Here is a 24,628-nt window from a genome sequence, read left to right on the forward strand (position 1 = left end):
GGACTGATCCAATAAACGTACTGCGTTTAGTGAACCCATATTTGTATTAATCACCATTGACATGATCTTTCTCCCTTGTGATATATTCACGCTTGTGTTTGTGTATGTATTTGTTTTTAAAGTTTTTTATTTATGAGGCAGTGTCTCCCGCCTTCAATTTATTTAACGGCACATGTCCAGAAGCTTGAGAAAAAAATTACGTTTTTCAGAGTGAAAAAATGTGGAATGGCGTATTTACGGCCTTTTTCACGAACAAAAAATGCAAACGGCCTCTAAAAAGAGGCCGTTTTTATGGACAAGAGGGGGATAAATTCTATAGTTGGGAGAGTAAATGCAGTGCCGTTTTGTGCTCGGGATGACGATCCACTACCTGCTGAAGATGCTGGCGCGCCAAATCGACATGCTGTAATTCCATCAATTTTTGCGCCAGTTGAACCCGCACCGAATCGTTTTCAGGTTTCTGCTGCAGGTACATATTTAAGACTTCCGCAGAAAACTCTTTCTGCCCCAAAAGATCCAGAAGATTGGCATAAGGCAGCATATAATCCAGCGAGTAATGACACAACTGTTCCAGCAGCTGTAAAGAGAGCTGGTTATCCTGCAACTGCATACTGACATTCAGCGCCCGCTTTAAGGACGGGTGGCGAATCGAGGCGAATTCGATCTTCAAATATTCGTGTAATGCATCCTGCCAATTTGCCTGCAGCTCCTGCTTCAAACCGAAACAGAAATGAATAAGGTCCTGTAATCCTTGTTTGTCTTCCATTTGCTGAAGATGCTGAATAATATCTTCTACTTCAATACCATCCCTGTTTTCAAACGCCTTCAAGGCCCGGTTAAACAGGCTGGGCAGGCTTTGACTGGTCTGTTCTAATTCGGCAAGTTTTTTGGTTTGCGTATTTTCAATCAGCTGCATGAAATCGGCAACACACTGATCTAACAAAGGTCCATTCTCATTCTCGCGATCTAGCGGATGCCAATTCAGCCATAGCAAAGCGCGGCCAGGCTGTTCCAGTTCTTGCCATTTGGCGATGCAGAATTTAAGATCATGCCCTTTTAATTCACTTAACCTCAACTCAGCCATTTCGACCGCTTTCAATAACGATTTATGAAAAGCCGAACTCGCCGCTTTCACACCGGAATAAAAACTTTGCAGCTGATCCTGGATCTCATTCTGCGACATGGCGGATTCATCTTCGATTGACTTGAAATTTGCCGAAAAAGGTTTGTTTTCGTAGTGAAACAGCATATCGCCATCTTCGCCGATCGCTTTATCCACGGACTTTTTAAGCGTAAAAAATTTCTTGAGAACCTTGGAATCTTCCTGACCAAAACGATCATACATCTTGGGAATCAAAGCCAAAACCGCTTCGGCATCGGAATGCAGACTGTGGAAACGTTTAATCTGTTTTTTCAATTGCCCGATAACCGATTGAACTCTGGATTGGCGCTGTTTCCCATCCAGACGCAAAGCATCGATCATCGTTTCGATTTCAAACTGGATCGCATTCCCCTGCAATTGCAATTCTTGAGGGCTGACATAGGTGACCCTGGCCATCTTGGCGGACTCACGGCCCAGAGTTAAAAATTGCATCGCCGGTTTCTGTTGCAGATAGTTGTTTACCTGCATTTCCAGCATATCTCTTCCCAAGGCATATCTTGGCTGGGTCTGCGCCTGTTCTCCGGCATTATTTTCGACCGACAGAACTTCTTTAAACACGAATTTACCGCCTGCTTTGGCTTCGTCGGAACCGGATTCAAAAGCCTGCTTACCGGCAAAACACATATCGACACCGCTAAAGATAATCGTCGAGCACCCCAGTTCGAAAGCGATGTGAGTCGCCGTATTAATGACATTCGGACCCGGCGCGTCAAAATTCGCTGCTTCATCGTTTGCCCACGGCATCGCCTTGCCCAAATAAGCACTGACACCCGACCACTGGGCAAGAATTTTCGGATTGATATGATAACTGTGCACCAGCAGGCTCTTATTCCAGAAAGAGAAAATGCCCTTGGAGTTATCGAAACTGACATCATGCGGGTCGACGGAAACGAAAATATCCGGGTCAATCCCTTCTTTAATAAGCCGACGCGCTATGCGCGCTGCAGAAAAAATGACTACTCGTTGCTGATTGCTCTTGATCCATTCAATGGCGGAATCCAGTGTCGGCCCCCCGCCAAGCACCAGCGCAACCGAACCTTCAAGGCGGTTTTTCATCTGCCCGAATGGATTGAGGTTATCGGCCAGATTCATTAACTGGGCATCAACAAACGGTCGTGAATTCAAAGCGATTAATTCTTGATGGATTAACTGGGTGTAAGCTTCTTCGAATTTTTTGCGCAGCTGGCCGTATTCGCTGCCGGGTTCGGCGTCTTCCGCTGCAAACGAGCGTAACAGTGTGATCTTGTTACGCACCAGATACGACATGAAATAAGAGCCGACATTCGCGAGATTAAACTGATCTGAAACCAGCAAAACCTGGGGTAATTTTTCCGAATCCGCAAAAGAATCCCGCTGTTTTTCGGCGATATCCAGATGAGACGTCGCTTCGTCGAAATCGATCAGAAGGTAGTGGGTGTGTTTGGGTAAAGAAGTGTGCGTTTGCAGAAAGCGATACAGAAGTCCGGAATCCGAACCAATGATAATGAACAGATGGTCTTCTTCCTGTAAAAGTTCGGGATAGTAACGATGATACAAGACTTCCGAAGACTGCTTTACAAACCAACGACCGTTAATCTCCGGGAAGAATTTTTCACCAAACGCATTCGTTTCTAAAGCACCAAATCTTGAACTCATCAAACTGATTATCCTTTTTCGTAAAAAACGTCCCACTACTCCGGAACAGCACCCGATCTACTTGAGCGGCGTAAAATGCAGCTCGTAATCGACCTGAGCCTGCTCGAAATCCGGGAAATGTCCGATATCTTTCCAGTATTCGGTAATGGGGAAAGCTCCCACTTTTCCGGAATCCTTGGCGAGTAATTCGTCCAGCAATGTCGGCATATCGTAAAACTGGTTGTAAGGGATCATCGACAAGAGTGACGGCGTCAGCACATAAATCCCGGCATTCAAAAAGTAGCGGTACACCGGCTTTTCGACGATTTTCTGTACCGATTCGTTATCGACCTCAACTACTCCGTAAGGTATCTGTTGGGTATACTCGCGGACACAAACCGTCACGTCGTTACTATGCTGGCGATGCATTTTCAAAAGAGAGACAAAATCGACCTTGGTCAGCAGGTCACCGTTCATAACAATCAAATCTTCATCGACTTGGCGATTGATCAAACTCAGTGCTCCGGCAGTTCCCAGACGCTGCTCTTCGCGAATATATTCGATGTGAACACCCCAGTTTTCACCGTTGCCGAAGTAATCTTTGATTTGGTCACCGAGGTAGTTGATACAGAAGTAGAAGTGATTGAATCCCTGTTCGGAAAAACGCTCCAGAATGGTTTCCAGAATCGGCTTACCGCCGATTTCCAGAAGCGGCTTGGGAGTATCTTCAGTTAAAGGACGCAGACGTGTACCCAGTCCGCCAAGCATCAGTACCACCGAACTCGTCTGGCGGACAATCGGCGTGTTTTTGTCGTAAACGAGCTCAACCAGTTTCCCTTCGTCGTCGATTACCGGTAAATGGCGGCATTGCGCGCTTTTCATTACTTGTCGCCAACCGGCTAAGTTCATGTGGCTGGAACCGGTTTTAGGGGATGAATTCATTGCCTCTCTGACCGACGAAGCCAAAGTACACCCTGCCAGAAGAGCACGACGGATATCCCCGTCGGTAATGACTCCCTTGAGCACGCCCTCTTCATTCGTCACCAGAACGATTTGCATCGCATACCGATCCAGCAGAGCCATGGCATCTCGAATCGAAGCATCTTCGTAAAGCGTAATATTTTTAAAATCCGGGTAAAGCTTCATCTTTTCACACTGCCCTATTCGACCAACTTATCAAAGGTATCGGCATGGCACTTAACTTGTTCAATCAGATTAATAAACTTTTTCCATTCCGAGTCATACCAGACACCGTAGAGCTGGAACCGTTCAATTAAAACACACTGCGAACGGAGGCAACAAGCAATCATGGCGTCCGAAAGGGACATAGGCAAAGAGAAAGCCCCATATGCCTGCAAAAATTCGCGACACGCATCAAGCACATTCGGGTTGCCGTCTCTTTGAATCCAAAAGACCCGGTGAATCAGCATGCCGACATCCATCACTCTCGGCAAAAAACTGTAATGGCTGTTTTCAAAATCAATAATGATCGGAGCCTTGTCCTCAGTCCGCTGTAATACATTACCCGGGTTCAGGTCGCCATGTACGACCTGAGCGTCGGATAACGGAAAATTCAACAGTTCCAGATGCATTTCAAATTCATGAATAAACGACTCGGTCAGACAAGGAACACCAGCTTCTACCCCTAAAAAACCGTTGCGAGCCGACACACTTCGATCACGAAAACTCTGCCAGCAGGTTTGAAAACTCGCTAAACGCTTAAGCCAGCTATGTTTGATCTCTTCCACATCGGCAACCGACAGACTCGTTTGCAAACAGTCGTGCACCTCAGCCAAATAGTTACCCAGCTTCCGCGATGACTCACTATCCGCAGCAAACGGCTGCAACTGCATATAAGGCAGATGACAAATGCAGAAATCTCCCTGTTGCGAGACATCCATTTGCCGCGACAGAACACCTTGTTGCAATAGCTGCTTTTCAAAACGTGCCGAGTGCTTTTCCAAAGGCAGCACCTTCGCCGGAAGCACTTTATAAAAATCGCTCCAGTCTTGGCTCAGGTCTTTTCGATAACGAAAAAATCCCTCTGGGAAGTGGTAGCTGCTCGGTAGAACTTCAAATACGCCGGCTTCGATAGACAGGATTTTGCCCAAGCGATTCTGTTCGCTTACCGTCAAACTTTGAAATCCGTCCGGGCCGTGGCGGTGATCGAGAAACGCCGGAGTCTTATGCATAACAAATCTCCAGCATCACCGGTAATTCAGAATTTACCAGGATAATTTGCGACATAATCGGTTCTAAGTCATTAAACGGCATATGACTTCCATTGACTTTTCAACCGCATAATCGGCCGGCGGCAGATGCAGTTTTGCGTTGTGTCCCAATGTCAAACGGACACTGTCATCCATCGCTTCGGCAAAACGATCTGCAAACTGTTCTTTCGAGGTTACGGCAAGTGCAAACTCTTCGGAAACCACCGGAATTTCTTCAAGATGGGAATAACGATGAAACCACTCGCGAATCGTCGGGTCAAAAAACAGATACAGAGTGCTTGAAAAAGGCTGCGTGGTTTTTTCGTTTAAGCAGACATTATCGAAACCGCCGCTCGAAAAACAACTGACCACCATATCCGCTAACAGCAGGCAATCAACAAACGAGTGCTTACTGACATCTTGCCAACAACCGGGTATGGAGTCCTGCAGAAGCTGGTGAACTACAGCGACCTGCTCGGAATCTTCCTTAGGATGCGCGCGGTAAAGCAGATAATACGACTCGGAAGTTTCTTCTATTTTACGGTGCAGAAAATCCGCAAATACCTGCTGGGTTTTTAGATAACCTTCAACCTGCCACAGCGGTTGTCCAAGCCATAAAACAAGTGTCTTGTTGCATATCGGAAAATCGTTTCTAAGTTCCGCTCTGCGCGCCTCGACATCCAGAGACTGATACGGAGCGTGCCGTAATGAGCCTACAGCAAAGCAGGTAATCTCGGGATAGGTGGCCGCATTCATTTGCACCGCTCCATCGTCAATTACCAAAGCATAATCCGGCAAAGCATCCAATTCACTATTAAAACCTCCCCAGAAAGTTTGCAACGCCAGACTCGCAATACCGAGTTCCCGTGAGAAAAGAAGCAGAGCCTCATCCACACCCACTCCCGGCCCGGAAACGCCGGTCAATACCAAATCAGGAGAGCAGGCTTGCAGCTTGTCCCTCAAAGCGGATTCTTTCAGCCAGCGTTCTTTCGAAATGCCGTCGCTCCAATCTTTTAAGGTAACCTGCTCGACTTCGATGCCTTCGACTTGAAACTCCCCCTCGCACCAGATATCAAAGGCCGGAGATTGTAGCCAGAGCCTAACCGAATATTGTTGGGCCAATGCCGGCAGCAACTGCTGAACCGCCTGCAGACTTGCCGGATCGCGTGCTGAAACCAGGATGCGTTTTAATGGACTCACTCCATTAATCCAAACAACCAAGCGTGATGGGTTGCCGAGCGGCAATCTTTTTACCCACTCTCTTTCCGACAACTTGCGACCAGAGTTCAACCGGAATACCGAGTGCCGGCCAGGCGAAAGTGGCCGTATCCAGAGAAATAACGTCTCCTTCCTGCAGAATCTGCTTGGCGACCAGTCCCATTCTGGCGGCATGGGTCGCACTCGGAGGCGGGCGCATTCCTCTATGACACGCCTCATAAAGCACCTGAATCTGGTGCATTACCTGCGGGACTTCATCGATCAACATGGCGTGCGCCGAATCCTGTTCGCCCTGCATCGACGGAAGAATCACGCCTTTCTCGAGAATAGCAGCGCCTAAAGGAACCGATGCCAGCAACATATCGTTACCGTCGTAATGATCGGATAGACCGACAGGACAGTGAAAGGTGTCGCGTAAAATCGGTAGCATCGATAGATATTGTTCGCTCGCAGGAGCCGGCGGCGCCAAAGGACTGTGTTCCAACAGCAGATCCTTACCACCAGCATTGCGGTACCACTCTACCGCACGGGCGATTTCGAAAAAATGCGCTTTTCCGGTATCGATAATCGTCGGAATGCCCTTTTGCGCCAGATATTCAATTAAAGGCTGGTGCACCAGATTCGAGGAAGCGACTTTCAAAGCCTTGGCCCCGATCGAAATCGCAAAGTCCGCTCCATCCAAATCATAGACCGAAAAAACCAGTTGAATCCCTTTTTCTCTGGGATAGGAAAACAGATTTTCATACTGCTCGAATGACATAATCTTGCGTTCGATCAGTTGCCGGTAATTCTCTTTTTTATAGGTTTTGGATGACTTATCGTAATAGGCGGTTTCAAACTCGATATCCAAAGCCAGATCGGCAGAATGCAGAATTTCGCCCTTGAGGCATTCAACCCCGTAACCGATCAGCCGATCGATTAATTCATGCGCTAACTGCTTATCCTGATTAAAAAAAGTTCCAACCTCAGGCAAAAAGATAGGGCTTGGTGCGGTATCACCTAAATAGTCGCTGAATTTAAACATTCCGTCCCCTTCAAGCCTGCGGCGTTTTTAAAAAGTGTTCGTAAATAGCGTGGGCATAGATAAGATCTTCTTCTATATCGATGTCAACCGAGCGGAACTCCGGCATAGGCAAGATTTTGAAATTACGGCTGTAAAAACGGTTTTCTTTAAGGAAAGTCTCCGTCCAAGCAAGATAAATCGCCCCGTTCGGGTAATACATATCCGGATAATCCTGACTTCGGGTTTTGCCCTGAATCACGCGCGTATCTTCAAGTAAAGGGTGTGCAACACCATCGTTCCCTTCCTGAAAAATAAAATCCGCGACCACCGGGCTCGGTTTCATGGAAATGACCGAATCGACCTGTGCGTTTAACAGAGCCTGCGCTTTGACAATGTCTTCGGCGGAGCGAAAAGGACAGGTCGGCAGCAATAAGCAGCAGCGCTGATACTCTTCTCCCTGAGCGGCAAGTTCTCTCAAAAGATGTCCCAGCACTTCCGGAGCCGTTACCGTATCCCCGGAAAACGCCTCACTTCTCTGATGCAGTACGATTTTATCCCTACCGTACTTTTCGGCCGCTTCGAGAATTTCCAGGTCATCACTGGAAACGACGATTTTTTCGAAGGCGCCCGATTCAATCGCCGACTCGATGGTCCAGGCAATAAGCGGTTTGTCATTCAGCAAAGCCACGTTTTTTCTCGGAAAGCGTTTGGAGCCGCCACGGGCGGGAATAAAAGCGATGGTATTATTTTTCATTCAGGTTAAAACACTCTGTAAACAACTCGGCACGTCGAACAGTGGAAAACATTACTCCACTAAATCATAAAACGGCTTGTTGGTCAGTTTTTTTAGGTCGGCGCTCAATAAAGTTTCGACGATTAGGTGCGCGCTGTCACCCTGCCCATACAAACTCGGGCGGGTTTTGCTCACAGCCTGATGCGCGTCGCCCATGGCCAGAGTGATCGCTTCGGTAATGGCTTTCGGGCTTTCGGAGCAATCGATCACCGAAGGCGCCTTTAAACGTCCGTCCTGCCGTGATCCGATATTGACTGTCGCCGTGCCCATCGCAGGGGCTTCGATAATGCCGCTTGAGGAGTTGCCCAACACCAGGGTAGCGACTTTCATTAAACTCAAATACCTTTGCGAACCAAGCGAACTGACCGTTTTGACGTGAAGGTCGGTTGCTGATGCCCAATAATTAATCAACGTTTGCAGCTGCGCGCCATGCGCATCGGCATTCGAACCGGTCCAGATAATCCTCGCTTGAGGAAAAGCCTCCAGCGCAGCAAACAGATTGTGAACCGCTTCGATTCCGCTGGATTCTCCCCAGGTGACCGGATGGTAGGTCACCAGAAAAATCGGTGTTTTCTCATCGCCGAGATCAAGTTGCAGATCATTGCTTAACTGCTGGCGATTCCGGTAATCGATCCTTGAAATCAGATCCAGACCGGGTGCGCCGACATTGAAAACACGCTCGGGAAGCTCACCCAACTGAATGACTCTTTTTCGATAAGGCTCGGCGGCAACAAAGTGCAGATGCGCCATCTTGGTAATCGCATGTCGCAAGGCGTCATCGATCGCCCCCGAAGTAACTTCACCGCCGTGAATATGCGCCAGCGGATAGTGCAAAAACAGCGCAGTCTGCGCTGCAGCAAAAATCTCGTAACGGTCGCCAAGAAGCAGTATTACATCCGGTTGCAGTCTGCGAAATGCCTCGGCAAAACTTCCAATACCGCGAGCAACCGACAGAGCAACCTGTTTTTGTGGGTCCTGATCATCCAGCGTATTCAGAGTTTCCACCCGGGCCGAGATTTCAAAACCGTCGGTTTCAATCTGCTGTACTGTCATACCGAACTGCTCGCTTAAATGCGCAGCACAAACCACCAGCTGTAATTCGGCATTGGGGTGGGCTTGAAGTTCGCGCAAAGTCTGATACAACAAGCCGTATTCCGCCCGTGTACCGGTGACCACACAGATTTTTTTAGGATTCAATCGCCTCTCCCTCAGCATAATCCCTCTCGACATAACTGCCGACGACCCGATCCCATTCTCGGGCAAAACGCCCGTAATTATTGCGTTTCAATGTCAAATTAGCCGGACTGAAAACTTCGCCCTTCTCTATTTTGCGCCGGGCAACGATTCGCTTGCGCGCCACCATGAGATTCTCAGCCTCTGAGTCGGTGAGAATTTTTTCTCCGGAGCCCAACGCCTGCTCGATATGACGGATTGCAGCGACCATCTGCTTCAGTTCCAGCGGTTCGAGGCTGGCAGCATGATCCGGCCCCTGCATACTTCGATCCAGAGTAAAGTGCTTTTCAATAATTTTTGCACCCATCGCCGCTGCGGCAATCGGAACTTCTATCCCCAAACTGTGATCGGACAGGCCGACTTTAACCTCAAACGTCTCTTTCAACGTCAACATCGCTTTAAGGTTGACATCCTTATAAGGGGTCGGATAGGCGGTATTAGCGTGCAAAATGGTTAAATTACTTTTATCCAAACCGCCTTCAAGAAGCGTATGGACCGCAAAAGCGACCTCTTCCAGATCGCCCATGCCGGTAGAAAGAATCGTGGCCTGATTGAAGCGCGCAATATGCCGCAGGTAAGGCACGGACAGCAATTCACCGGACGGAATCTTCCAGCGGCGCATTCCCAGATTGTGCAACAGATCAATACTGCTATCATCAAAAGGTGTCGACATAAACTCAATGCCTTTTTGACGACAGTAATCCATTAATTCGACATGCGCTTTTGCCGGTAATTCAAGTCGTTTAAGCATCGCATACTGGCTTTCTGCCAAACCGCTGTTTTCACGCTGATAATCGGCTTGCTTGGCGGTTTCGGTTACCAGTTCGTCGGTATCGAACGTCTGAAATTTGACTGCGTCGGCACCCGCTTCGACTGCGGCATCCACCAGTGCCAGAGCTTGTTGAAAATCGCCGTTATGATTGACACCGGCTTCGGCAATGATAAACACCCTCATTTGCACACCCCCGTGTAGGTTTCGGCCTGCGACAGCGAATTGAGAATCAGGGCTCCGGCCCCTACGATTGCTCCTGCTGCGATTCGACACCCCTGTTTGACCACCGCCCCGCTACCGATCAAACAACCGGCACCGACTTCGACGTTACCGTTAATAATCGAACCGGTTGCCAGGTGGACATGCTGTTCAATCCGACTATCGTGCTCAACTAAGACTTTGGAGTTGATAATGCAGTGTTCGCCGATCCGGGCATAAGCGTTAACTAAAGCGTGATGCATTACAATGCACCCAGCACCGATTTGCGCTGTTGGTGAGACATACGCATAAGGGGAAACAATCGCCGGGAAAATGGCGCCCAATCCATCCAGTCTCTGCTGAAGCCTGCGGCGGATGCCCGCGCTTTTGACATGACCGACGGTGATAAGGCAGTGTGGCGTCTGTTCAAGTAGTTGCGGAAGATCGGCATCATACCCGACAACTGGATAACCGGTTGAATCGGTAATAGCTGCACCATTTGCTTCAACAATGCCGACTATCCGAAAACGCCCTTCCGTTTCTATTACATCGATACAGCTGCGGCAATGACCTCCGCCGCCGATCAGTAACAGAGGCAGCTTCGTCTCAGACACAGCGTACTCCACTTGGCAGGTTGACGATCTGTTCAGCCAGCTGTTCGGTAACCGGCAAATGGTCGCGCAAGGTCGATTGGTAAGGTTTCAAAAGATGCATCGGCGTCCATAAGGGCCGTGTCTGAATAGAGCGTTTATTGGTATATTCAAGAAATTCGTCGCGTTCAGCCTTGGATGGGAAGCGCAGGGCATTCAGCCAGAAGTTTGGCTGACTGTTCTGCGGAGCAGGCAAGCAATCGAATTCTTCGAAACTGGCACACAGGTGCTGATATTCGGAAGCAAGTAAGCGTTTCTCTTTTAAGAAGTCCGCCAGCTTGGCCAACTGCGCCAACCCGAGCGCAGCGTTCAAGTTCGGCATTCGTAGATTATAAGCCGCTTCATCGTGCTCGAATAACCACGCATGCGGCATTTTTGCCGTGGTACTCAAATGCTTGGCTTCATACGCCAGTTCATCCGAGTCGGTCAGCAACATTCCGCCCCCACCGGTGGTGATCACTTTATTTCCGTTAAAACTGAGCACACCGATATCGCCGAAAGAACCCAAATGGCGCTCATAGTATCGACTTCCCAAAGCTTCTGCGGCATCTTCCAGAACAGCAATTCCGTACTGGCGGCAAAGTTTGCAGATACGGTCTATCTCCGCCGGGAAGCCAAGCGTATGCATCGGCATACAGACACGGATGATTTTCCCGCTGGAAATATGAATGCATTCGCCGTCCTCGATCCGGGTTTCGTTTTCCAGAAAGTGCGCTAATTTTTGCGCCGACAAGCCTAAATTATTTTCATCCACATCCAACAGATAGGGATCTGCATGATGCATTTTGACTGCATTCAGGGTTGCAACAAAGGTTAAAGACTGAGTTAAAACCAAATCGCCCGGTTGAACGCCCAACAGGCGCAGTCCCAAATACAGGCCCAGCGTACCGTTGGTCACCGCGATGGCATGCTTGACTCCACAGTAGGCGGCAATCTGATTTTCCAGTTGATCGACATATTTCCCGACCGATGAAACAAACGTCGAATCAATGCAATCAATCAGCATTTTCTTTTCCGTCTGCCCGAGACAAGGCGCATGCAGCGGGATAGCTTCCTTGCTTTGGTAATGCTCGCGAATAAACGCGATTAATTCGTCGTAAACCTTATTAGACATTATATTGTCCCGCCTTGTATCTCCGAAGGTTGTCCGGATCGGTAAACCAATCGATCGTGTGCTGCAAGCCCTGGCGCAGATCGTATTCGGGTTCGAAATCGGTCAGTTCACGGATCAGACGATTGTCGCACCACAAGCGAAAAACCTCGGAGTCTTTCGGTCTGAGCCTTTGCGCATCTTGCACAAACTCAACATCGCTGCCCATTAATTCTTTAATCAATTCGAGCGTATCCTGCACCGAAATTTCGAAATTCGAACCGATGTTCACGGTCTGCCCCACCGTTGCCTGTGAAGCGGCAATAGTCATCATGCCCCGACAGGTATCAAGCACATAGTTGAAATCTCTGGTCGGCGAAGTATCACCGAGTTGAATCTGTTTCATCCCCTGAGCAATCTGGGTAATGATCGTCGGGATGACCGCTCTGGCCGATTGACGCGGACCATAGGTGTTGAATGGACGGGCAATGCACACCGGTAATTCGAAGGCATTGTAATAGCTCATCGCCATCGAATCGGCACCAATTTTACTAGCGCTATACGGGGATTGTGGTTGCAGCGGATGTTTTTCGTCGATCGGCACATATTGCGCCGTGCCGTACACTTCAGAAGTAGAAGTATGCATTAGCCGCTCAACGCCGTTATCGAGACAGGCTTGGGCGATATTCAAAGTTCCCTGCACATTGGTTTCGACGTAGGATGCGGGCGCAGCGTAGGAGTACGGAATAGCGATCAGAGCGGCGAGATGAAATACGGTGTGGCAATCGCGAGTTGCCTGACGGCATAGAAAAGGATCGCGAATATCGCCGGGCAAAACTTCGATCTGCTCGGCCCAAGGCGACTGATCGAGCCATCCCCAGCTGTTGAAGGAGTTATACAACACCAAAGCGCGAACTTCTGCACCTGCAGCGGCAAGCAACTCAACCAGATGCGAGCCGATAAAACCATCGGCTCCGGTCACCAAGACTTTTTTGCCCTGCCAAAAATCCCGATAATTATTTTGATTCATGGATGCTCCCGAAGGCAGATTTTTTCAAGACGCTGCATGCATTCCATAAGGTACGTTAAAGCTCGCACAGCTGCAAGAGTCGAACTTAAATTTTTGTCGTAAATTGTTGGTTTTTTATGAAAGAAGGTCGAGAAAGCGGCTTGAAAAAATCATCACACACGAATTTGATCTTTACCGAGCCAGCGTTGATAACGGTTTTTCGCCTGCAGAACTTTATGAATATAACCCCGTGTCTCTTCAGCCGGATGATAGAACCGCAGTTTCTGATAGATTTGTCGCAAAGAAAGGCGATTTAACTGTTCTATCGCCGCATCTTCGCCGACGCCAAACAGAGACAAGGCAGAAGAAAGCCCACCGTTGTATGCGGCGATGGCCACCAGCTCTCGCGCCTCCAGATTATTGATCTGCTTTAAATAGTGATTTTGCAGCAGGCTCAAGTAGGCAGTTCCCATACGAATATTGGCTTGCGGATTGAAGAGTTCTCCATGGCTCGGTTTACCCGAACGGTGATCTACCAGCTGATAAACGTCGCGACCTGCGGCATCTGCCTTAATTTGCATTAAACCAAGTGCATTGCTGCGGCTGACAGCCCGAGAATTAAAACCGCTTTCAACTTCCATAACCGCATAGATCAACGCTTGCGGTATGGAAAACTCATCTGAAAAGCGCTGAACCCATTGGCGATAAGGACGTGCCCGATGAGGCAACTCCGTCATATCCAGAGGAACTTTCAATATCTGATACTGACCCAGGGGCCCAAATTTCGGCGGCGAACTTTCCAATAGATGACGGGCATAGGCACTGGCCTGTGCCGGATAACGAATTTCCTGGCCCGTCGCATCTCTGACCCATCCCAGTAAAAACGGTTCGGCAGCCAGATCCAGAGGCTCACGGGTCAGTGGCAAGACATTATCCGGCGCTTGATTACTTAATAAAACCCGGCTAACCGCCCGTAAGAAATTTCCGTGCGTAGCCAAGGTATTCGGCAAGCCGATTTCAAGATAATTTTGCTGATCACCTCTTTTCGCACTGTCCTGCCGCCACTTAACGAAAGCTTGCGGTTTTCCTGATTGGGCGTTCTCTTCCCGCGAGGGGTTCAGAGGTATTGCAGATTTTTGTACAGGAGCAGAGGGGTTAGGGTTGATCACGACAGCTTCGGAAACGGCGATCTTTTGTTGTTCGATCTGGGAAGGTAAAGTCATTTTCGGCGAGGATGCCAGATTAACCGAGGCGTTGATATTCAACTCGGGGGCTTGTTCTTTATATCCGACTGGAGGCGCTTGAACCCTGTCAGTAGAAACCATTGCAGTTTGTCCGCTGACAAACGGTAGCGACATTGCACTTGCCCGAGATGAAGAGATTGAATTTAAGATTTGCGGGCTTTGCGCCAGCCAGTCACTTAGCGAGAAAACGCCTGCACAGAGAAGCAGCACTGAGATAACAGAAACATTTTTCAGGCTGAGACTTCCCATCTACCGCTCCGCATCCTGATTTAATTCCTTGTCATTACAAGTAATTAAACAAGCTTAAACTCTGTACCCGAGTATAAATTTGTTGCGCGATCTGAAGCGCATTTTGACTTTGAGTCAAATCGGTAATCCCCTGGACGGCGTCCATGTCTTCAAGATTCTGACGACGTTCTTCCAGACTCAATTTAAAAGATTCTCCGGCATTGTATTGCGATTCAATTCGATTCTGACGCCCACCGACTTCAGCAAGTACAACGGACTGTTGCTGAATAGATGAATCAATGTCTTGGATAATTCCGTCACTTGGCGCCGTACCGGCTTCCAATTGATTCTTGAACTCAACCAATGTATTAAGGATATTTTTGTCGACGCCTGCTGGTAAAGAATTACCCTCAACTGCAAACACTTTAGCTCCGTTATCGGTAGTGCGAACTCGACTGGAATCACCGCTATCGTCGGGAGAAACCTGGTTATCGTTGTCGAATCCGATCTGTACGAAACGCGCTCCGAAATTAGCTTGAGGATCGTATTCCGGCTCCCCGATTAAATTATCGCTGCCAATATAGGCGTAATATCCGGGATTGGTCGGATCCTCGACAAAAACCGAATCGGCATTGACGCTGCTACCGGCAAATATTTTTTCTCCATCGGCAGTCGTGTAATTCATCATGCTTTTAACCTGATCGATCAACTGGCCGACTTCTTCCGCAGCGGCTTTACGATTATCGGCATTGTAGGTATCACTCGACATTTGCACAGCTAATACCCGCGCCCGCTGTAAAGAGGAAGTAATGTCGCTAATCGCAGTCTCTTCCTGAGATAGCTGAGTCTGAGCATAAGTGCCGTTGGTCGCAAACTGATCGATCATCGACATAGTATTTTTCAACGAGTGAATTTGCGAGGCCGCAACCGGGTCGTCACTGGCAGCATTGACACGTTTTCCGGTACTCAACTGTAGCTGCAGCTTCAAAATATCTTCCTGATGTTTCTGAATCGAACTGATACTCTGGCTGTTAAATTGATTAGTCGAAACTCTCATAACCTTATCCTCTTACCACGCCCAGTAATGTCTGGAACAGTGATTGCGAAGTCGAAATAATTTGTGCAGCAGCCTCGTAAGCCTGCTGAAAGCGCAATAAATTTGCTGCTTCCTCATCCAGATTGACTCCCGAAATTGATTCTCGCTGCTCGCTCAATTGGGAGTAAACGCTGTTTTGCGCACTAAGCTGAATATCGGAACTACGCACATAGGTACCAACATTCGTCGTCATCAAAGAGTAAGCGCCCAGTAAGGTTTCCGAAGCTTGTCCATTATTATCGGCCAGTAACAAATTTCTTGACTGTAAACCGGCCAGATTGGCGATATTCACATTATCACCATCCCCTGCCGCTGCCGGCACTTCATCATCTAAAGAACCGTCCGAGTTGCTGTCTACCGGACTTTGTCCTCGCGCAGCGATCAAATCAGGATCATCAATTTCCAAAGCGAAATCACTCAACATCTGCTTATGTGGCTGGACCAGAAATCGGTCATTTTCAGCCGGCGCCGCTGTGACGGACGTAAAATCAAAATTAAAACCATCAACATTCGCGCTGCTACCGCGCGCGACTGAAACCGGATTTCCGGAAGAATCGACAATCGGAGCACTGGTTTTATAGTCGAAAAAGTCGAATGAATCGGTTGCCGAGTTGTAACGCAGCTCGTACTCTTTCGCTTCCAATTGGCTGATCTGATCCAGCGCATTCTCGAAATAAGTCTGTTTATCACCGTAAGTTGCCGGCTGGCCATTAATACCCACACCATCATACGGTGGTTCGGATACGCCGGCATTCGGATTAAAACTTACCGAAATCTGCGAACCGGAAGCCGTCCCCTGGTTCGCGGCATTATCCAACGCACTCATACTCAGTGGCGTAAAGTAATTGCCGCCCGCATCACCATTTGCATCGTAACCCTGATAATGCTGCCAGTTGGTCGCCGCCGCTAAACCATTTAACATCAGACCAAGATCGTTTTCCGCTTGATCAAGCATATTGCTTCTGAAATCAAGAACACCGCCAAGTTCACCACCACTGATGCGATCACTGACCGACTGACGCTGGCCGTTTAAGGTCATATACACTTCCTGACGGTTTTCATCACCATAGGCACTGGATCCCACCTCAAGACGCGACAGGGAATTGTCGCTTAATAGCGGTAAACGACCGTTCCCCGTATGAATATCAACGCTACCGTCTTCCTGCTTATAGACCTGAATATCGATGTACTGGCTCAACTCGAGAATCGCCTGGTCACGCTGATCCAGAAGATCATTCGGCGTTTGCTGGCCGACCGCTTCTGCACGTTGCACCTGCTGATTAATGGCCTGGATCGATTCCAGACGGCTATTCACTTCACCGACCAGATCGCCGATATAACTGTTAACCTGATTATGAGTATCCTGCAGAATGGTTGACAGATTGCCGATATGACTTTCCAGATTGGTCGACTCGTCAAGCATAACCTGGCGCGCGGAAGTGGACGTCGGGTTATTGGCCACCGTCTGCACGGCTTCGAAAAACTGCTGAATAAAGGTCTGCACACCTTCATCATTACTGGAAATCACCCCCTCAACCTGCTGAGCCAATTGAGATTGAGTATCGTAGCGCGAAACCAAAGACTGGCTGGTATTAAGCTGAGACTGAATATAATCGGCATGAATTCGGGTAATGGAGTCGACCGTTGAACCACCGCCCAGAAAAGCGGAACCAACCACATTCGGAGTATTGCTGCTAATCTCCGCTCTTTGTCGGCTATAGCCTTCTGTCGTCACATTTGCGACGTTATGGCTGGTTACGTCCAACGCCTTTTTAAAAGTGTTCGTCGCAACGGTTCCGATGGTTAACATATCTGCCATGGGTCTATCCTGTTGATCCTAAGATCTATTCTGCTTAGCGTAATCCTAATGAACGTAAAGTCAATGCTTTCTGAGTCGACTCCATCGTTCCTGTTTCCTGTTTTTCCGTCTGCGCCTGTGGCAAAGTCGGGCTCAACTGCTCCACCAATTTATCGGCCAAACCAATCGAGCCTTTAGCTGCCAGATCCTGAGCAAGCTGTTTGTCGTACCAATCCTGATAAAAATCGCTCTGCCCACCGCTTAAGAAACCATCATCAAACTTTACCTGACGCGCCTCTTTCAGAATTTGCTGTAAAAACAGTGCTTCAAATTGCTGGGCAACCGGCTTTAAAGCTTGTTGCTGATCTTGTTTGGCCTGCTTTTTCAACCCTTCGAATCCTTGCAGGTCGGTGTAATTGGTATAAGCAGGCAAAGTATCTTTAATCTCAGACATACAAACAATCTCTAGATAATCATCAGTTCGGCTTTTAAGGCGCCGGCTTGCTTTAAAGCCTCAAGGATCGCCACCAAATCACCCGGTGCCGCGCCAACCTTATTGACCGCCTGAACGATGTCATTCAACGAAACGCCTTCCGGGAATTTAAACATCCGGCCGTTTCCTCCCTGCTCGACTTCAACCGAAGAATTCGGTTGAAAAGCGGTTGTTCCGCCACTCAAAGGGTTCGGCTGCGAAACTTGTCCCGTTTCGGTGATTTTGACCGTTAAGCCACCATGAGTCACAGCCGCCGGGCTGACGGTAACGTGTTGACCGATGACCACCGTACCGGTACGGGAATTGACGATAATTTTTGCCGCTTCTTCGCCAGGAGTAACATCAATATTTTCCAATAGAGAGAGGAAAGCCACGCGCTGATTACTTTGCCGTGGTGCCAACACTTCCACCGTCTCGGCATCCAAAGCGCTGGCAGCTCCCTCACCCAACTTGGTATTAATCGCTTTGACCAGATTGGTCGCGGTAGTAAAGTCGGCATTTTTCAGATTAAGGCGGATGGTATTACCGAGATCGAAACCGGTATTGACGGTTCTTTCGACAGTCGCGCCGTCCGGAATACGTCCGACGCTCGGCACGTTGATGGTAATTCGCGAACCATCGGCACCGGAAGCATCCAACCCGCCGACAACCAGGTTACCCTGGCTTAAAGCATAAACATTGCCGTCTACCCCTTTCAAAGGAGTCAACAGAAGCGTTCCGCCGCGAAGACTTTTAGCATTTCCTAGAGAAGAGACGGTAACGTCAATTTTTTGACCTGATTTGGCAAACGCCGGCAATTCAGCATGCACGGCAACGGCGGCAATATTTTTCGATTTGGTTTTCACCCCGGAAGGTACATGAATACCGAATTTATTCAGCATACTGAGCAGGCTCTGCTCGGCAAACGGTGTTTTGTCTCCGGAACCGTTCAAGCCAACCACCAGCCCATAACCGACCAGCTGGTTGGTGCGGACACCGCCGACATTCGCCAGATCCTTGATGCGCTCGGCATAAGCCTGGCCACTCAACACCAGCAAAAATACCGTAATGATAGCGAAAATTCTTGCACTCATTGCTTTCTCCGTCACGCGGCAAAATATGCCGCTCTTCTTCATCTTTAACAGGTAAACAGCATAGTTTGTGCCAGTTGTGGCACTTTTTAGTTCGACACGAGAAGCAAACGGGAAAACAGTAACTTAAGGTTTGAAAAAAATATCTGAATGCAAAACCAAAATGACGAGAGAGAAACTAAGAAAAGAAAAAACCAGCCTGCAAAAAAGGAGATAAGAAAAAACAGGCTGGCTGAAAAGAGATGCGGTCAAATGACCGTTCCGTTTCTAAACAAGGTTACTTTACCTCATTTCCCCTATAAATCCAAGAATATACAGGAAATCCGCTAAGGGTTTTTACTGCGTAAAAACTTCTGTTTGAGCGACTAAATCATCCGTCGCATTAGAACGGCCAATATTTTGACAACCACTGCGAAGCCACTCCGGCACGTGCGTTGTCGCCAGTCATTCCAACGTCCTTGTACACCAAACGTACATCCGCGACTTTAGTGGAAGAAATCGTATTATCCGGCTGAATATCTTCAGGTCTGATGATGCCGGCAAACTGAACCACCTCGTCACCATCGTGAATCGTAATCCACTTCTCTCCACGTATCACCAGATTACCGTTGGAAATGACTTCAACCACCGTTACGGCAATCGATCCGTCCAGGCTGGAATTCTGTTTTACATCACTCTTACCGGAAAAGGCACCATTGGAACCGTAACCGATTCCCAATCCCTGAATAGGAGAAGTCACTCCGTTAATGGCCTTACCGATCAAATTATTCGGTGTAGTAACCGAAATCGGGGTGGTAATGCCGTAATCCTGAGAATTGGATTTATTGTATTTAGCTTCGTCTTTCTTATTTGCCGAAATACTCTCTGTCAGCTGAATCGTAATAATATCGCCGACTCTATGGGCTCGCGAGTCGTCAAATAATGTCATGGCACCATCCTGAAAGAGCGAACCGTTATTCGGTTGCGGAGGTTTCGGAATATCCAAAGGGTAGCTCGGTGCGTAACTGATATGTTCAACCCGCTGAGGGGGCGAGCTACATGCTGTTAGAACGGCCGAAAGGCCGACGATTAAGACATTTAGACTGAGTCTGTTCATGGTTATTCTCCTAAATATCCGGCTAAATAAGGCTCTTAAACATTATTGTTCAAGTACTGCATCATGCCATCGGCAGCCGAAATAGCTTTAGAATTCATTTCATAGGTCCGTTGAGCTTCGATCATACCGATCAGCTCTTCAACAGTGTTCACGTTGGATGCTTCCAAAGCACCTTGAGTCAAAGCACCGGCCTCTGCTGTCTGAGGGTTATTAACGTTCGGAGTTCCACTGGCAGTAGTTTCGGCATAAAAGTTATGCCCCAAAGACTCGAGACCAGCCGGATTGATGAAAGTGGCCAACTCTATCTGCCCAACCTGAGTCTGCTCGGTGTTGCCCGGTTGAGTCACATAAACGGCACCGTCACGTGTAATGGAAATTTCCGTCGTATCCTGAGGAATATTAATATTCGGTTCCAACAGATAGCCGGAAGACGTGACAAGGTCTCCGTCTTGATTCACCTGAAAAGAACCATCACGGGTATACATCAGATTACCTTCCTGATCAAGCACTTGGAAAAACCCTTTACCTTCAATCGCAATATCCAGCTGATTGTCGGTAACCATGATATTCCCCTGTGTGTGAATCTTCTGAACACCAACCGCTTTAACCCCCGTTCCAAGCTGCAACCCGGACGGCATGGTGTTGGAGACTTCCTGGCTTGCCTGCGCTCCCGGTTGACGTACGTTCTGATAAAGCAGATCGTCAAACTCGGCTCTTCCCGCCTTATAAGCATAGGTATTGGCATTTGCCAGATTATTGGAAATCGCGGCTAAACGCAGCTGCTGGGCTTCCAATCCGGTTTTAGCGACATATAAAGCTCTATTCATCGTATTTCTCCACTCAATTCACCGTTAATCCTTAACTCAAGGACAATAGTTGATCCGATTTCTGGTCATGGGTTTTACTGATTGACATCATCTTGACCTGCATCTCATATTTACGTGACAGTTCAATCATTTCTGTCAGTGCCTGCGCCGTATTGACATTACTGCTTTCCAGTGCCCCGCTGACCACTTGTACATTCGCCTGGTCCAAAGGTGCCGCGCCCTCTTTTAAACGCGTAAAACCGTCCAATCCTTTTTCAAGATCGCCGACTTGCGGTTTCACCAAACGCAAACGGTCAAGAACCAGCAATTCGTTACCACGCGCATCCGAAGGAACGATCGAAATCGTGCCGTCGTCACCGATGGTAATCGATTTGTACGGCGGTACATTGACAGCAATACCGGCTTCATTCAAAACCGGATTTCCTTTAATGTCTACCAGATCACCGTTTTCCAACACTTGCATACTGGCGGTTCGCGTCAAAGCTTCATCACCGGCAGGTGTTTGAATAGCCATAAAACCGTCACCTTTGGTGACCACATCCAAATCTCGCCCCGTGACTTTAATCGATCCGGCACTGTAATCGGTCGCCGGACGCTCATCCAAGGAATAGGCGCGTGATGCATAGCCGGGGCCTTGCATATGCTGGGCGCGGAAAACATTAAAATCCTGCTTGAAACCGTCGGTATTCGCATTTGCCAAATTATTGGCATTATTCGCCTGCGCCAGCATCACTTCCTTGGCGCCGCTCATAGAAATGTATAACATGCGATCCATCGTAGACTCCTCTAAGCTTTGGAAACCAGAAGGCATCCTCTCTTAAATATCTAAACAAAGCAGCATCCATGCCATAAAAAACCCGACCTCCGTAAACAAAAAAGCCGGTCTGATAACCGGCTGTGTTGATGGGAGGAAAGCTTCGCACGAAGCGAAATTTTACTCCCGTTTCCCTTGGTGTTTAGCGACTTACGACATCGACTTTCATTATAGGTTTAGAATGGTTTGAGTCAGAGTTTGCGAGGTTGAGATTACCTGCGCAGACGCCTGATAAGTTCTCTGGGTCTGGATCATATTCACCAGCTCCGCTGCCGTATCAACGTTGGAATATTCCAAAGCGCCGCTGACAATTTCACCCAGCCCATTGGACTGTGGCGTACCCAATTGTGCCGTACCGGACGCAAAAGACTCGGCATAGGTTTGACCACCCAGTTTTTCCATCGCATTCTTATCGGCAAAATTGGCCACGGCAAGTTGTGCCACCGCAACTGAACGACCGTTTGAATAATTCGCTTGAATCGTGCCATCCGCTCCTGTACTCAGACCGATCAAGTCACCGACTTGGTAACCGTTTTGACTAACACCACGAATATTGTAAGTTCCTGCATAGCCGCTCATATCGGCAAAATCAACCGAAAAGCTTAAAGGATCCATTGCACCGGTAATCGGATTATTAATCAACCAGTCCATGGTCGGTTGCGTTGAACCGACATCGGTCCAGCCAGCCAAATCATCAAAAATCGGTTCACCGTTCGCATCCAACGCAGGTGCATCACCGGTAATTAATGCCGGATCCGTATCGTTTGGCTGAAAAACTTGTTGAAGATCGCCTTGATCGTCAAAACGCAATTCAAACAGGACTCCTGTGTTACCGCCTGTCGCCAAAGCCGTTGTGTTATTGTCGACCGCACTGGTTACATAAGTGCCGGTTTCAGGATCGTAGTCTTCCACCGTGTAACGCACGAGCCAGCTGGAATATTTATCCGTATTACCATCTGCATCAAAATCGGAATCCGAGTTAGCAGCATCCACGACACCACGCTTAAAGAAATCGGCCGTAATTCTGTGTTCTCCGCCTAGAGAATCATAAATAAATTTACTGGTCGAAAAATCCGCCGTTCCTGTATAAGGGACCGCGGTATTAGCCGGGTCGATAATCGCGGCCAGGTTGGCGTCCGTTCCGACTGACCCCACAGTTGGAATTGCGGTCGTTGACGACAGATTATAGGCTTCCTGACCGTCCAGATTAATATTGAAGTTCATTTCCGAAGTATCCTTCGGATGTTTATTCAAATCATCCAAATCAATGTCGCTCAAAGTTGTCATGAAAACGGTGTTATTATCGGTCGACAGGCTTTCATTCAACAAATACCCCTGTACTGGATTTCCGCCTTGATCGGTCAGAATACCGTCTTTATCCAGTTTGAAAGAGCCGTTGCGGGTGTAAATATTGTCATACTGGCCGCTCTTATCGGATAGAACAAAGAACCCTTCACCATCCAATGCCATATCCAAATCACGCCCGGTATTGTTAATCGTTCCCTGTGTGAAATCCTGAGTGATTGCCGCCACTCTGACACCATTACCCGGTGAGTTTTGCGTTCCGGAAAACATATCGGAAAATTCCGCTCGCGAACTTTTAAAACCGACCGACTGCGAGTTAGCCAGGTTATTGGAAATAACCGCAAGGCCATTAGAAGCGGCATTAATCCCGCTCAATGCATTCAAATCAAAAGGTGCACTCATCTCATCACTCCTTTAAAGGCGATCTCTTTCTCAGAGTCGACCGCTTTCACTATAAAATCTGTTAAAAAACTGGGTTAAATTTATCTATCTCTGTTCTAATCAGCACCCTATGCACTGATCTCACGAACCGAATCCATATCAACTTTCTCGCCGGTGGCCAAGGTCAATGTCATGCTACCGTCCTGATTAACCCCTACCGAATTAACCTGCGAGGCGACAATAGTATTAATGCTTTGTAACTCCCCATCTTCATCGGTTCCATAAGCTGTCAAACTATAAACACCACTAGCACGACTGTTACCGTCTTCGTCCAGACCGTCCCAGTCAACCAGACTCTCTCCGGAAGCTAAATCACCTGCGGAAATTGTTTTAACCAGTCCGTTTTCATCGGAAATGACAATGGTCACATCCGACAAAGGTAAATCACTTTGCAAACGGATCTGTGACACTTGATCCTGTGTATGCGAAAAATCTTCGCCGTCTACCAGAACTTTTTTACCAATCAATGAGGATGCTTGAAGCGTTTGTAGACTTTGGAAACTTTGCGTCATTGCCAAAATCGACTCATTCATTTTAGTCGTTGCCTCCAACTGGCTCATCTGAGTCAAATCGGTAATAAAACTGGTTGGATCCATCGGTTTTGAAGGATCCTGATTCTGCAACTGGGTGGTCAACAACATCAAGAAATCTTCCTGTCCCATTACGGTATTCGGTGCCGACGCAGATGTATCACTACTCTGCTGCAGTGCAGAGATGTAATCGGTCGTGGAAGAAGTTGTCGGTAGAACAGCCATGATTTTGCCTCCCTAATTTACTAAGCAACCGAAACAATCTGAGGATCAAAAATTCCGGTTAAAATTTCTTTATTGTCCGAGCTGAATGGTTCTTAACAACAGTTGTTTGGACGTATTCATCACTTCAACATTAGTTTCGTAAGAACGGGAAGCGGACAGCATATTCGCCATCTCTTCCACCGTATCGACATTCGGACGGTAGATATATCCTTGTTCGTTAGCCATCGGATGATTCGGGTTATATTCCATTACCAAAGGAGCCTGGCTTTCGACAATCTCTTTCACCTTCACCCCGCTTCCGGCACTGCCCGCGCTCTGCTGCTGCATGATTTCCTGAAACACCGGCTGTTTCGATCGATAGGTGGTTTCTGCATTCGAACTCACACTGTCGGCGTTGGCCAAATTCGATGCTACCGTATTCAAACGGACGGTCTGGGCCTGCATCGCCGAAGCGGAAATATCTAAGATTGAAAATACGGACATTACTTCACTCCTTTGAATGAGAACTT

Annotated in this window: 22 protein-coding genes; all 22 read right to left on the minus strand. The window is 48.2% G+C overall.

What is annotated here, in order from left to right:
- Positions 1 to 313: 313 nt before the first annotated feature.
- Positions 314 to 2,797 carry a motility associated factor glycosyltransferase family protein gene (locus tag H8792_RS09960; protein WP_185978810.1) on the minus strand — a complete coding sequence of 828 codons (2,484 nt, stop codon included), beginning with the start codon at positions 2,795 to 2,797 and terminating at the stop codon, positions 314 to 316.
- A gap of 57 nt (positions 2,798 to 2,854) precedes the next feature.
- Positions 2,855 to 3,922, minus strand: a complete 1,068-nt coding sequence (locus H8792_RS09965; protein ID WP_185978811.1) for a nucleotidyltransferase family protein — start codon at positions 3,920 to 3,922, stop codon at positions 2,855 to 2,857.
- Between the two features lie 14 nt (positions 3,923 to 3,936).
- Positions 3,937 to 4,968, minus strand: a complete 1,032-nt coding sequence (locus H8792_RS09970) for a phosphotransferase (RefSeq protein WP_185978812.1) — start codon at positions 4,966 to 4,968, stop codon at positions 3,937 to 3,939.
- A gap of 63 nt (positions 4,969 to 5,031) precedes the next feature.
- Positions 5,032 to 6,186, minus strand: a complete 1,155-nt coding sequence (locus tag H8792_RS09975; protein WP_185978813.1) for a hypothetical protein — start codon at positions 6,184 to 6,186, stop codon at positions 5,032 to 5,034.
- 4 nt (positions 6,187 to 6,190) lie between these two features.
- Positions 6,191 to 7,228 (minus strand): N-acetylneuraminate synthase family protein, encoded by a 1,038-nt coding sequence (locus H8792_RS09980; protein ID WP_185978814.1) that lies wholly within the window; start codon positions 7,226 to 7,228, stop codon positions 6,191 to 6,193.
- A gap of 10 nt (positions 7,229 to 7,238) precedes the next feature.
- Positions 7,239 to 7,961 carry an acylneuraminate cytidylyltransferase family protein gene (locus H8792_RS09985; protein WP_185978815.1) on the minus strand — a complete coding sequence of 241 codons (723 nt, stop codon included), beginning with the start codon at positions 7,959 to 7,961 and terminating at the stop codon, positions 7,239 to 7,241.
- A gap of 51 nt (positions 7,962 to 8,012) precedes the next feature.
- On the minus strand, positions 8,013 to 9,197 hold the full coding sequence (neuC, locus tag H8792_RS09990) for a UDP-N-acetylglucosamine 2-epimerase (protein WP_185978816.1): 1,185 nt from the start codon (positions 9,195 to 9,197) through the stop codon (positions 8,013 to 8,015).
- The gene (gene neuB / locus H8792_RS09995) at positions 9,187 to 10,188 is read right to left on the minus strand and encodes an N-acetylneuraminate synthase (protein ID WP_185978817.1); all 1,002 of its coding nucleotides are present in this window, start codon (positions 10,186 to 10,188) and stop codon (positions 9,187 to 9,189) included. The genes neuC and neuB overlap by 11 nt, the downstream gene beginning before the upstream one ends.
- On the minus strand, positions 10,185 to 10,817 hold the full coding sequence (locus H8792_RS10000) for a NeuD/PglB/VioB family sugar acetyltransferase (RefSeq protein ID WP_185978818.1): 633 nt from the start codon (positions 10,815 to 10,817) through the stop codon (positions 10,185 to 10,187). The genes neuB and H8792_RS10000 overlap by 4 nt, the downstream gene beginning before the upstream one ends.
- Positions 10,810 to 11,967, minus strand: a complete 1,158-nt coding sequence (locus H8792_RS10005; protein ID WP_185978819.1) for a LegC family aminotransferase — start codon at positions 11,965 to 11,967, stop codon at positions 10,810 to 10,812. The genes H8792_RS10000 and H8792_RS10005 overlap by 8 nt, the downstream gene beginning before the upstream one ends.
- The gene (locus tag H8792_RS10010) at positions 11,960 to 12,973 is read right to left on the minus strand and encodes an NAD-dependent 4,6-dehydratase LegB (protein WP_185978820.1); all 1,014 of its coding nucleotides are present in this window, start codon (positions 12,971 to 12,973) and stop codon (positions 11,960 to 11,962) included. The genes H8792_RS10005 and H8792_RS10010 overlap by 8 nt, the downstream gene beginning before the upstream one ends.
- 152 nt (positions 12,974 to 13,125) lie before the next feature.
- Positions 13,126 to 14,445, minus strand: a complete 1,320-nt coding sequence (locus tag H8792_RS10015) for a murein transglycosylase domain-containing protein (protein WP_194947661.1) — start codon at positions 14,443 to 14,445, stop codon at positions 13,126 to 13,128.
- A gap of 34 nt (positions 14,446 to 14,479) precedes the next feature.
- Positions 14,480 to 15,481, minus strand: coding sequence for a flagellar hook-associated protein FlgL (gene flgL / locus H8792_RS10020; protein WP_185978822.1), 1,002 nt, complete (start codon positions 15,479 to 15,481; stop codon positions 14,480 to 14,482).
- A gap of 4 nt (positions 15,482 to 15,485) precedes the next feature.
- Positions 15,486 to 17,339 (minus strand): flagellar hook-associated protein FlgK, encoded by a 1,854-nt coding sequence (gene flgK / locus H8792_RS10025; RefSeq protein WP_185978823.1) that lies wholly within the window; start codon positions 17,337 to 17,339, stop codon positions 15,486 to 15,488.
- A 34-nt stretch (positions 17,340 to 17,373) separates the two neighbouring features.
- On the minus strand, positions 17,374 to 17,772 hold the full coding sequence (locus tag H8792_RS10030; RefSeq protein ID WP_185978824.1) for a rod-binding protein: 399 nt from the start codon (positions 17,770 to 17,772) through the stop codon (positions 17,374 to 17,376).
- A gap of 11 nt (positions 17,773 to 17,783) precedes the next feature.
- Positions 17,784 to 18,884: a flagellar basal body P-ring protein FlgI gene (locus H8792_RS10035; protein WP_185978825.1), complete on the minus strand. Its 1,101-nt coding sequence runs from the start codon at positions 18,882 to 18,884 to the stop codon at positions 17,784 to 17,786.
- Between the two features lie 379 nt (positions 18,885 to 19,263).
- Positions 19,264 to 19,977: a flagellar basal body L-ring protein FlgH gene (locus H8792_RS10040; RefSeq protein WP_185978826.1), complete on the minus strand. Its 714-nt coding sequence runs from the start codon at positions 19,975 to 19,977 to the stop codon at positions 19,264 to 19,266.
- A gap of 35 nt (positions 19,978 to 20,012) precedes the next feature.
- Complete coding sequence (gene flgG / locus H8792_RS10045; protein ID WP_185978827.1) at positions 20,013 to 20,804, minus strand: flagellar basal-body rod protein FlgG; 792 nt, start codon at positions 20,802 to 20,804, stop codon at positions 20,013 to 20,015.
- 31 nt (positions 20,805 to 20,835) lie between these two features.
- Positions 20,836 to 21,579 (minus strand): flagellar basal body rod protein FlgF, encoded by a 744-nt coding sequence (locus tag H8792_RS10050; protein ID WP_185978828.1) that lies wholly within the window; start codon positions 21,577 to 21,579, stop codon positions 20,836 to 20,838.
- 207 nt (positions 21,580 to 21,786) lie between these two features.
- The gene (locus H8792_RS10055; protein WP_185978829.1) at positions 21,787 to 23,325 is read right to left on the minus strand and encodes a flagellar hook protein FlgE; all 1,539 of its coding nucleotides are present in this window, start codon (positions 23,323 to 23,325) and stop codon (positions 21,787 to 21,789) included.
- 107 nt (positions 23,326 to 23,432) lie between these two features.
- A complete protein-coding gene (locus H8792_RS10060; RefSeq protein WP_185978830.1) occupies positions 23,433 to 24,119 on the minus strand; it encodes a flagellar hook assembly protein FlgD in 687 nt (228 codons plus the stop codon).
- A gap of 69 nt (positions 24,120 to 24,188) precedes the next feature.
- Complete coding sequence (gene flgC, locus H8792_RS10065) at positions 24,189 to 24,602, minus strand: flagellar basal body rod protein FlgC (protein WP_185978831.1); 414 nt, start codon at positions 24,600 to 24,602, stop codon at positions 24,189 to 24,191.
- Positions 24,603 to 24,628: the final 26 nt, after the last annotated feature.

It is taken from the genome of Thiomicrorhabdus heinhorstiae, from assembly GCF_013391765.2.
In the GTDB taxonomy this organism is placed as follows: Bacteria; Pseudomonadota; Gammaproteobacteria; order Thiomicrospirales; family Thiomicrospiraceae; genus Thiomicrorhabdus; species Thiomicrorhabdus heinhorstiae.

Excerpts from the sequence above, each read along its gene's own strand:
- H8792_RS10055 (WP_185978829.1), bottom strand. The coding sequence starts at position 23,325 with ATGAGTGCACCTTTTGATTTGAATGCATTGAGCGGGATTAATGCCGCT.
- H8792_RS09970 (WP_185978812.1), bottom strand. The coding sequence starts at position 4,968 with ATGCATAAGACTCCGGCGTTTCTCGATCACCGCCACGGCCCGGACGGA.
- neuB (WP_185978817.1), bottom strand. The coding sequence starts at position 10,188 with ATGAGGGTGTTTATCATTGCCGAAGCCGGTGTCAATCATAACGGCGAT.
- flgK (WP_185978823.1), bottom strand. The coding sequence starts at position 17,339 with ATGGCAGATATGTTAACCATCGGAACCGTTGCGACGAACACTTTTAAA.
- H8792_RS09965 (WP_185978811.1), bottom strand. The coding sequence starts at position 3,922 with ATGAAGCTTTACCCGGATTTTAAAAATATTACGCTTTACGAAGATGCT.
- H8792_RS10030 (WP_185978824.1), bottom strand. The coding sequence starts at position 17,772 with ATGTCTGAGATTAAAGATACTTTGCCTGCTTATACCAATTACACCGAC.
- H8792_RS10040 (WP_185978826.1), bottom strand. The coding sequence starts at position 19,977 with ATGAACAGACTCAGTCTAAATGTCTTAATCGTCGGCCTTTCGGCCGTT.
- H8792_RS09980 (WP_185978814.1), bottom strand. The coding sequence starts at position 7,228 with ATGTTTAAATTCAGCGACTATTTAGGTGATACCGCACCAAGCCCTATC.
- flgG (WP_185978827.1), bottom strand. The coding sequence starts at position 20,804 with ATGAATAGAGCTTTATATGTCGCTAAAACCGGATTGGAAGCCCAGCAG.
- H8792_RS10010 (WP_185978820.1), bottom strand. The coding sequence starts at position 12,973 with ATGAATCAAAATAATTATCGGGATTTTTGGCAGGGCAAAAAAGTCTTG.
- H8792_RS10050 (WP_185978828.1), bottom strand. The coding sequence starts at position 21,579 with ATGGATCGCATGTTATACATTTCTATGAGCGGCGCCAAGGAAGTGATG.
- H8792_RS10015 (WP_194947661.1), bottom strand. The coding sequence starts at position 14,445 with ATGGGAAGTCTCAGCCTGAAAAATGTTTCTGTTATCTCAGTGCTGCTT.
- H8792_RS10005 (WP_185978819.1), bottom strand. The coding sequence starts at position 11,967 with ATGTCTAATAAGGTTTACGACGAATTAATCGCGTTTATTCGCGAGCAT.
- H8792_RS09985 (WP_185978815.1), bottom strand. The coding sequence starts at position 7,961 with ATGAAAAATAATACCATCGCTTTTATTCCCGCCCGTGGCGGCTCCAAA.
- H8792_RS10060 (WP_185978830.1), bottom strand. The coding sequence starts at position 24,119 with ATGGCTGTTCTACCGACAACTTCTTCCACGACCGATTACATCTCTGCA.
- flgC (WP_185978831.1), bottom strand. The coding sequence starts at position 24,602 with ATGTCCGTATTTTCAATCTTAGATATTTCCGCTTCGGCGATGCAGGCC.
- H8792_RS09960 (WP_185978810.1), bottom strand. The coding sequence starts at position 2,797 with ATGAGTTCAAGATTTGGTGCTTTAGAAACGAATGCGTTTGGTGAAAAA.
- flgL (WP_185978822.1), bottom strand. The coding sequence starts at position 15,481 with ATGAGAGTTTCGACTAATCAATTTAACAGCCAGAGTATCAGTTCGATT.
- H8792_RS10035 (WP_185978825.1), bottom strand. The coding sequence starts at position 18,884 with ATGAGTGCAAGAATTTTCGCTATCATTACGGTATTTTTGCTGGTGTTG.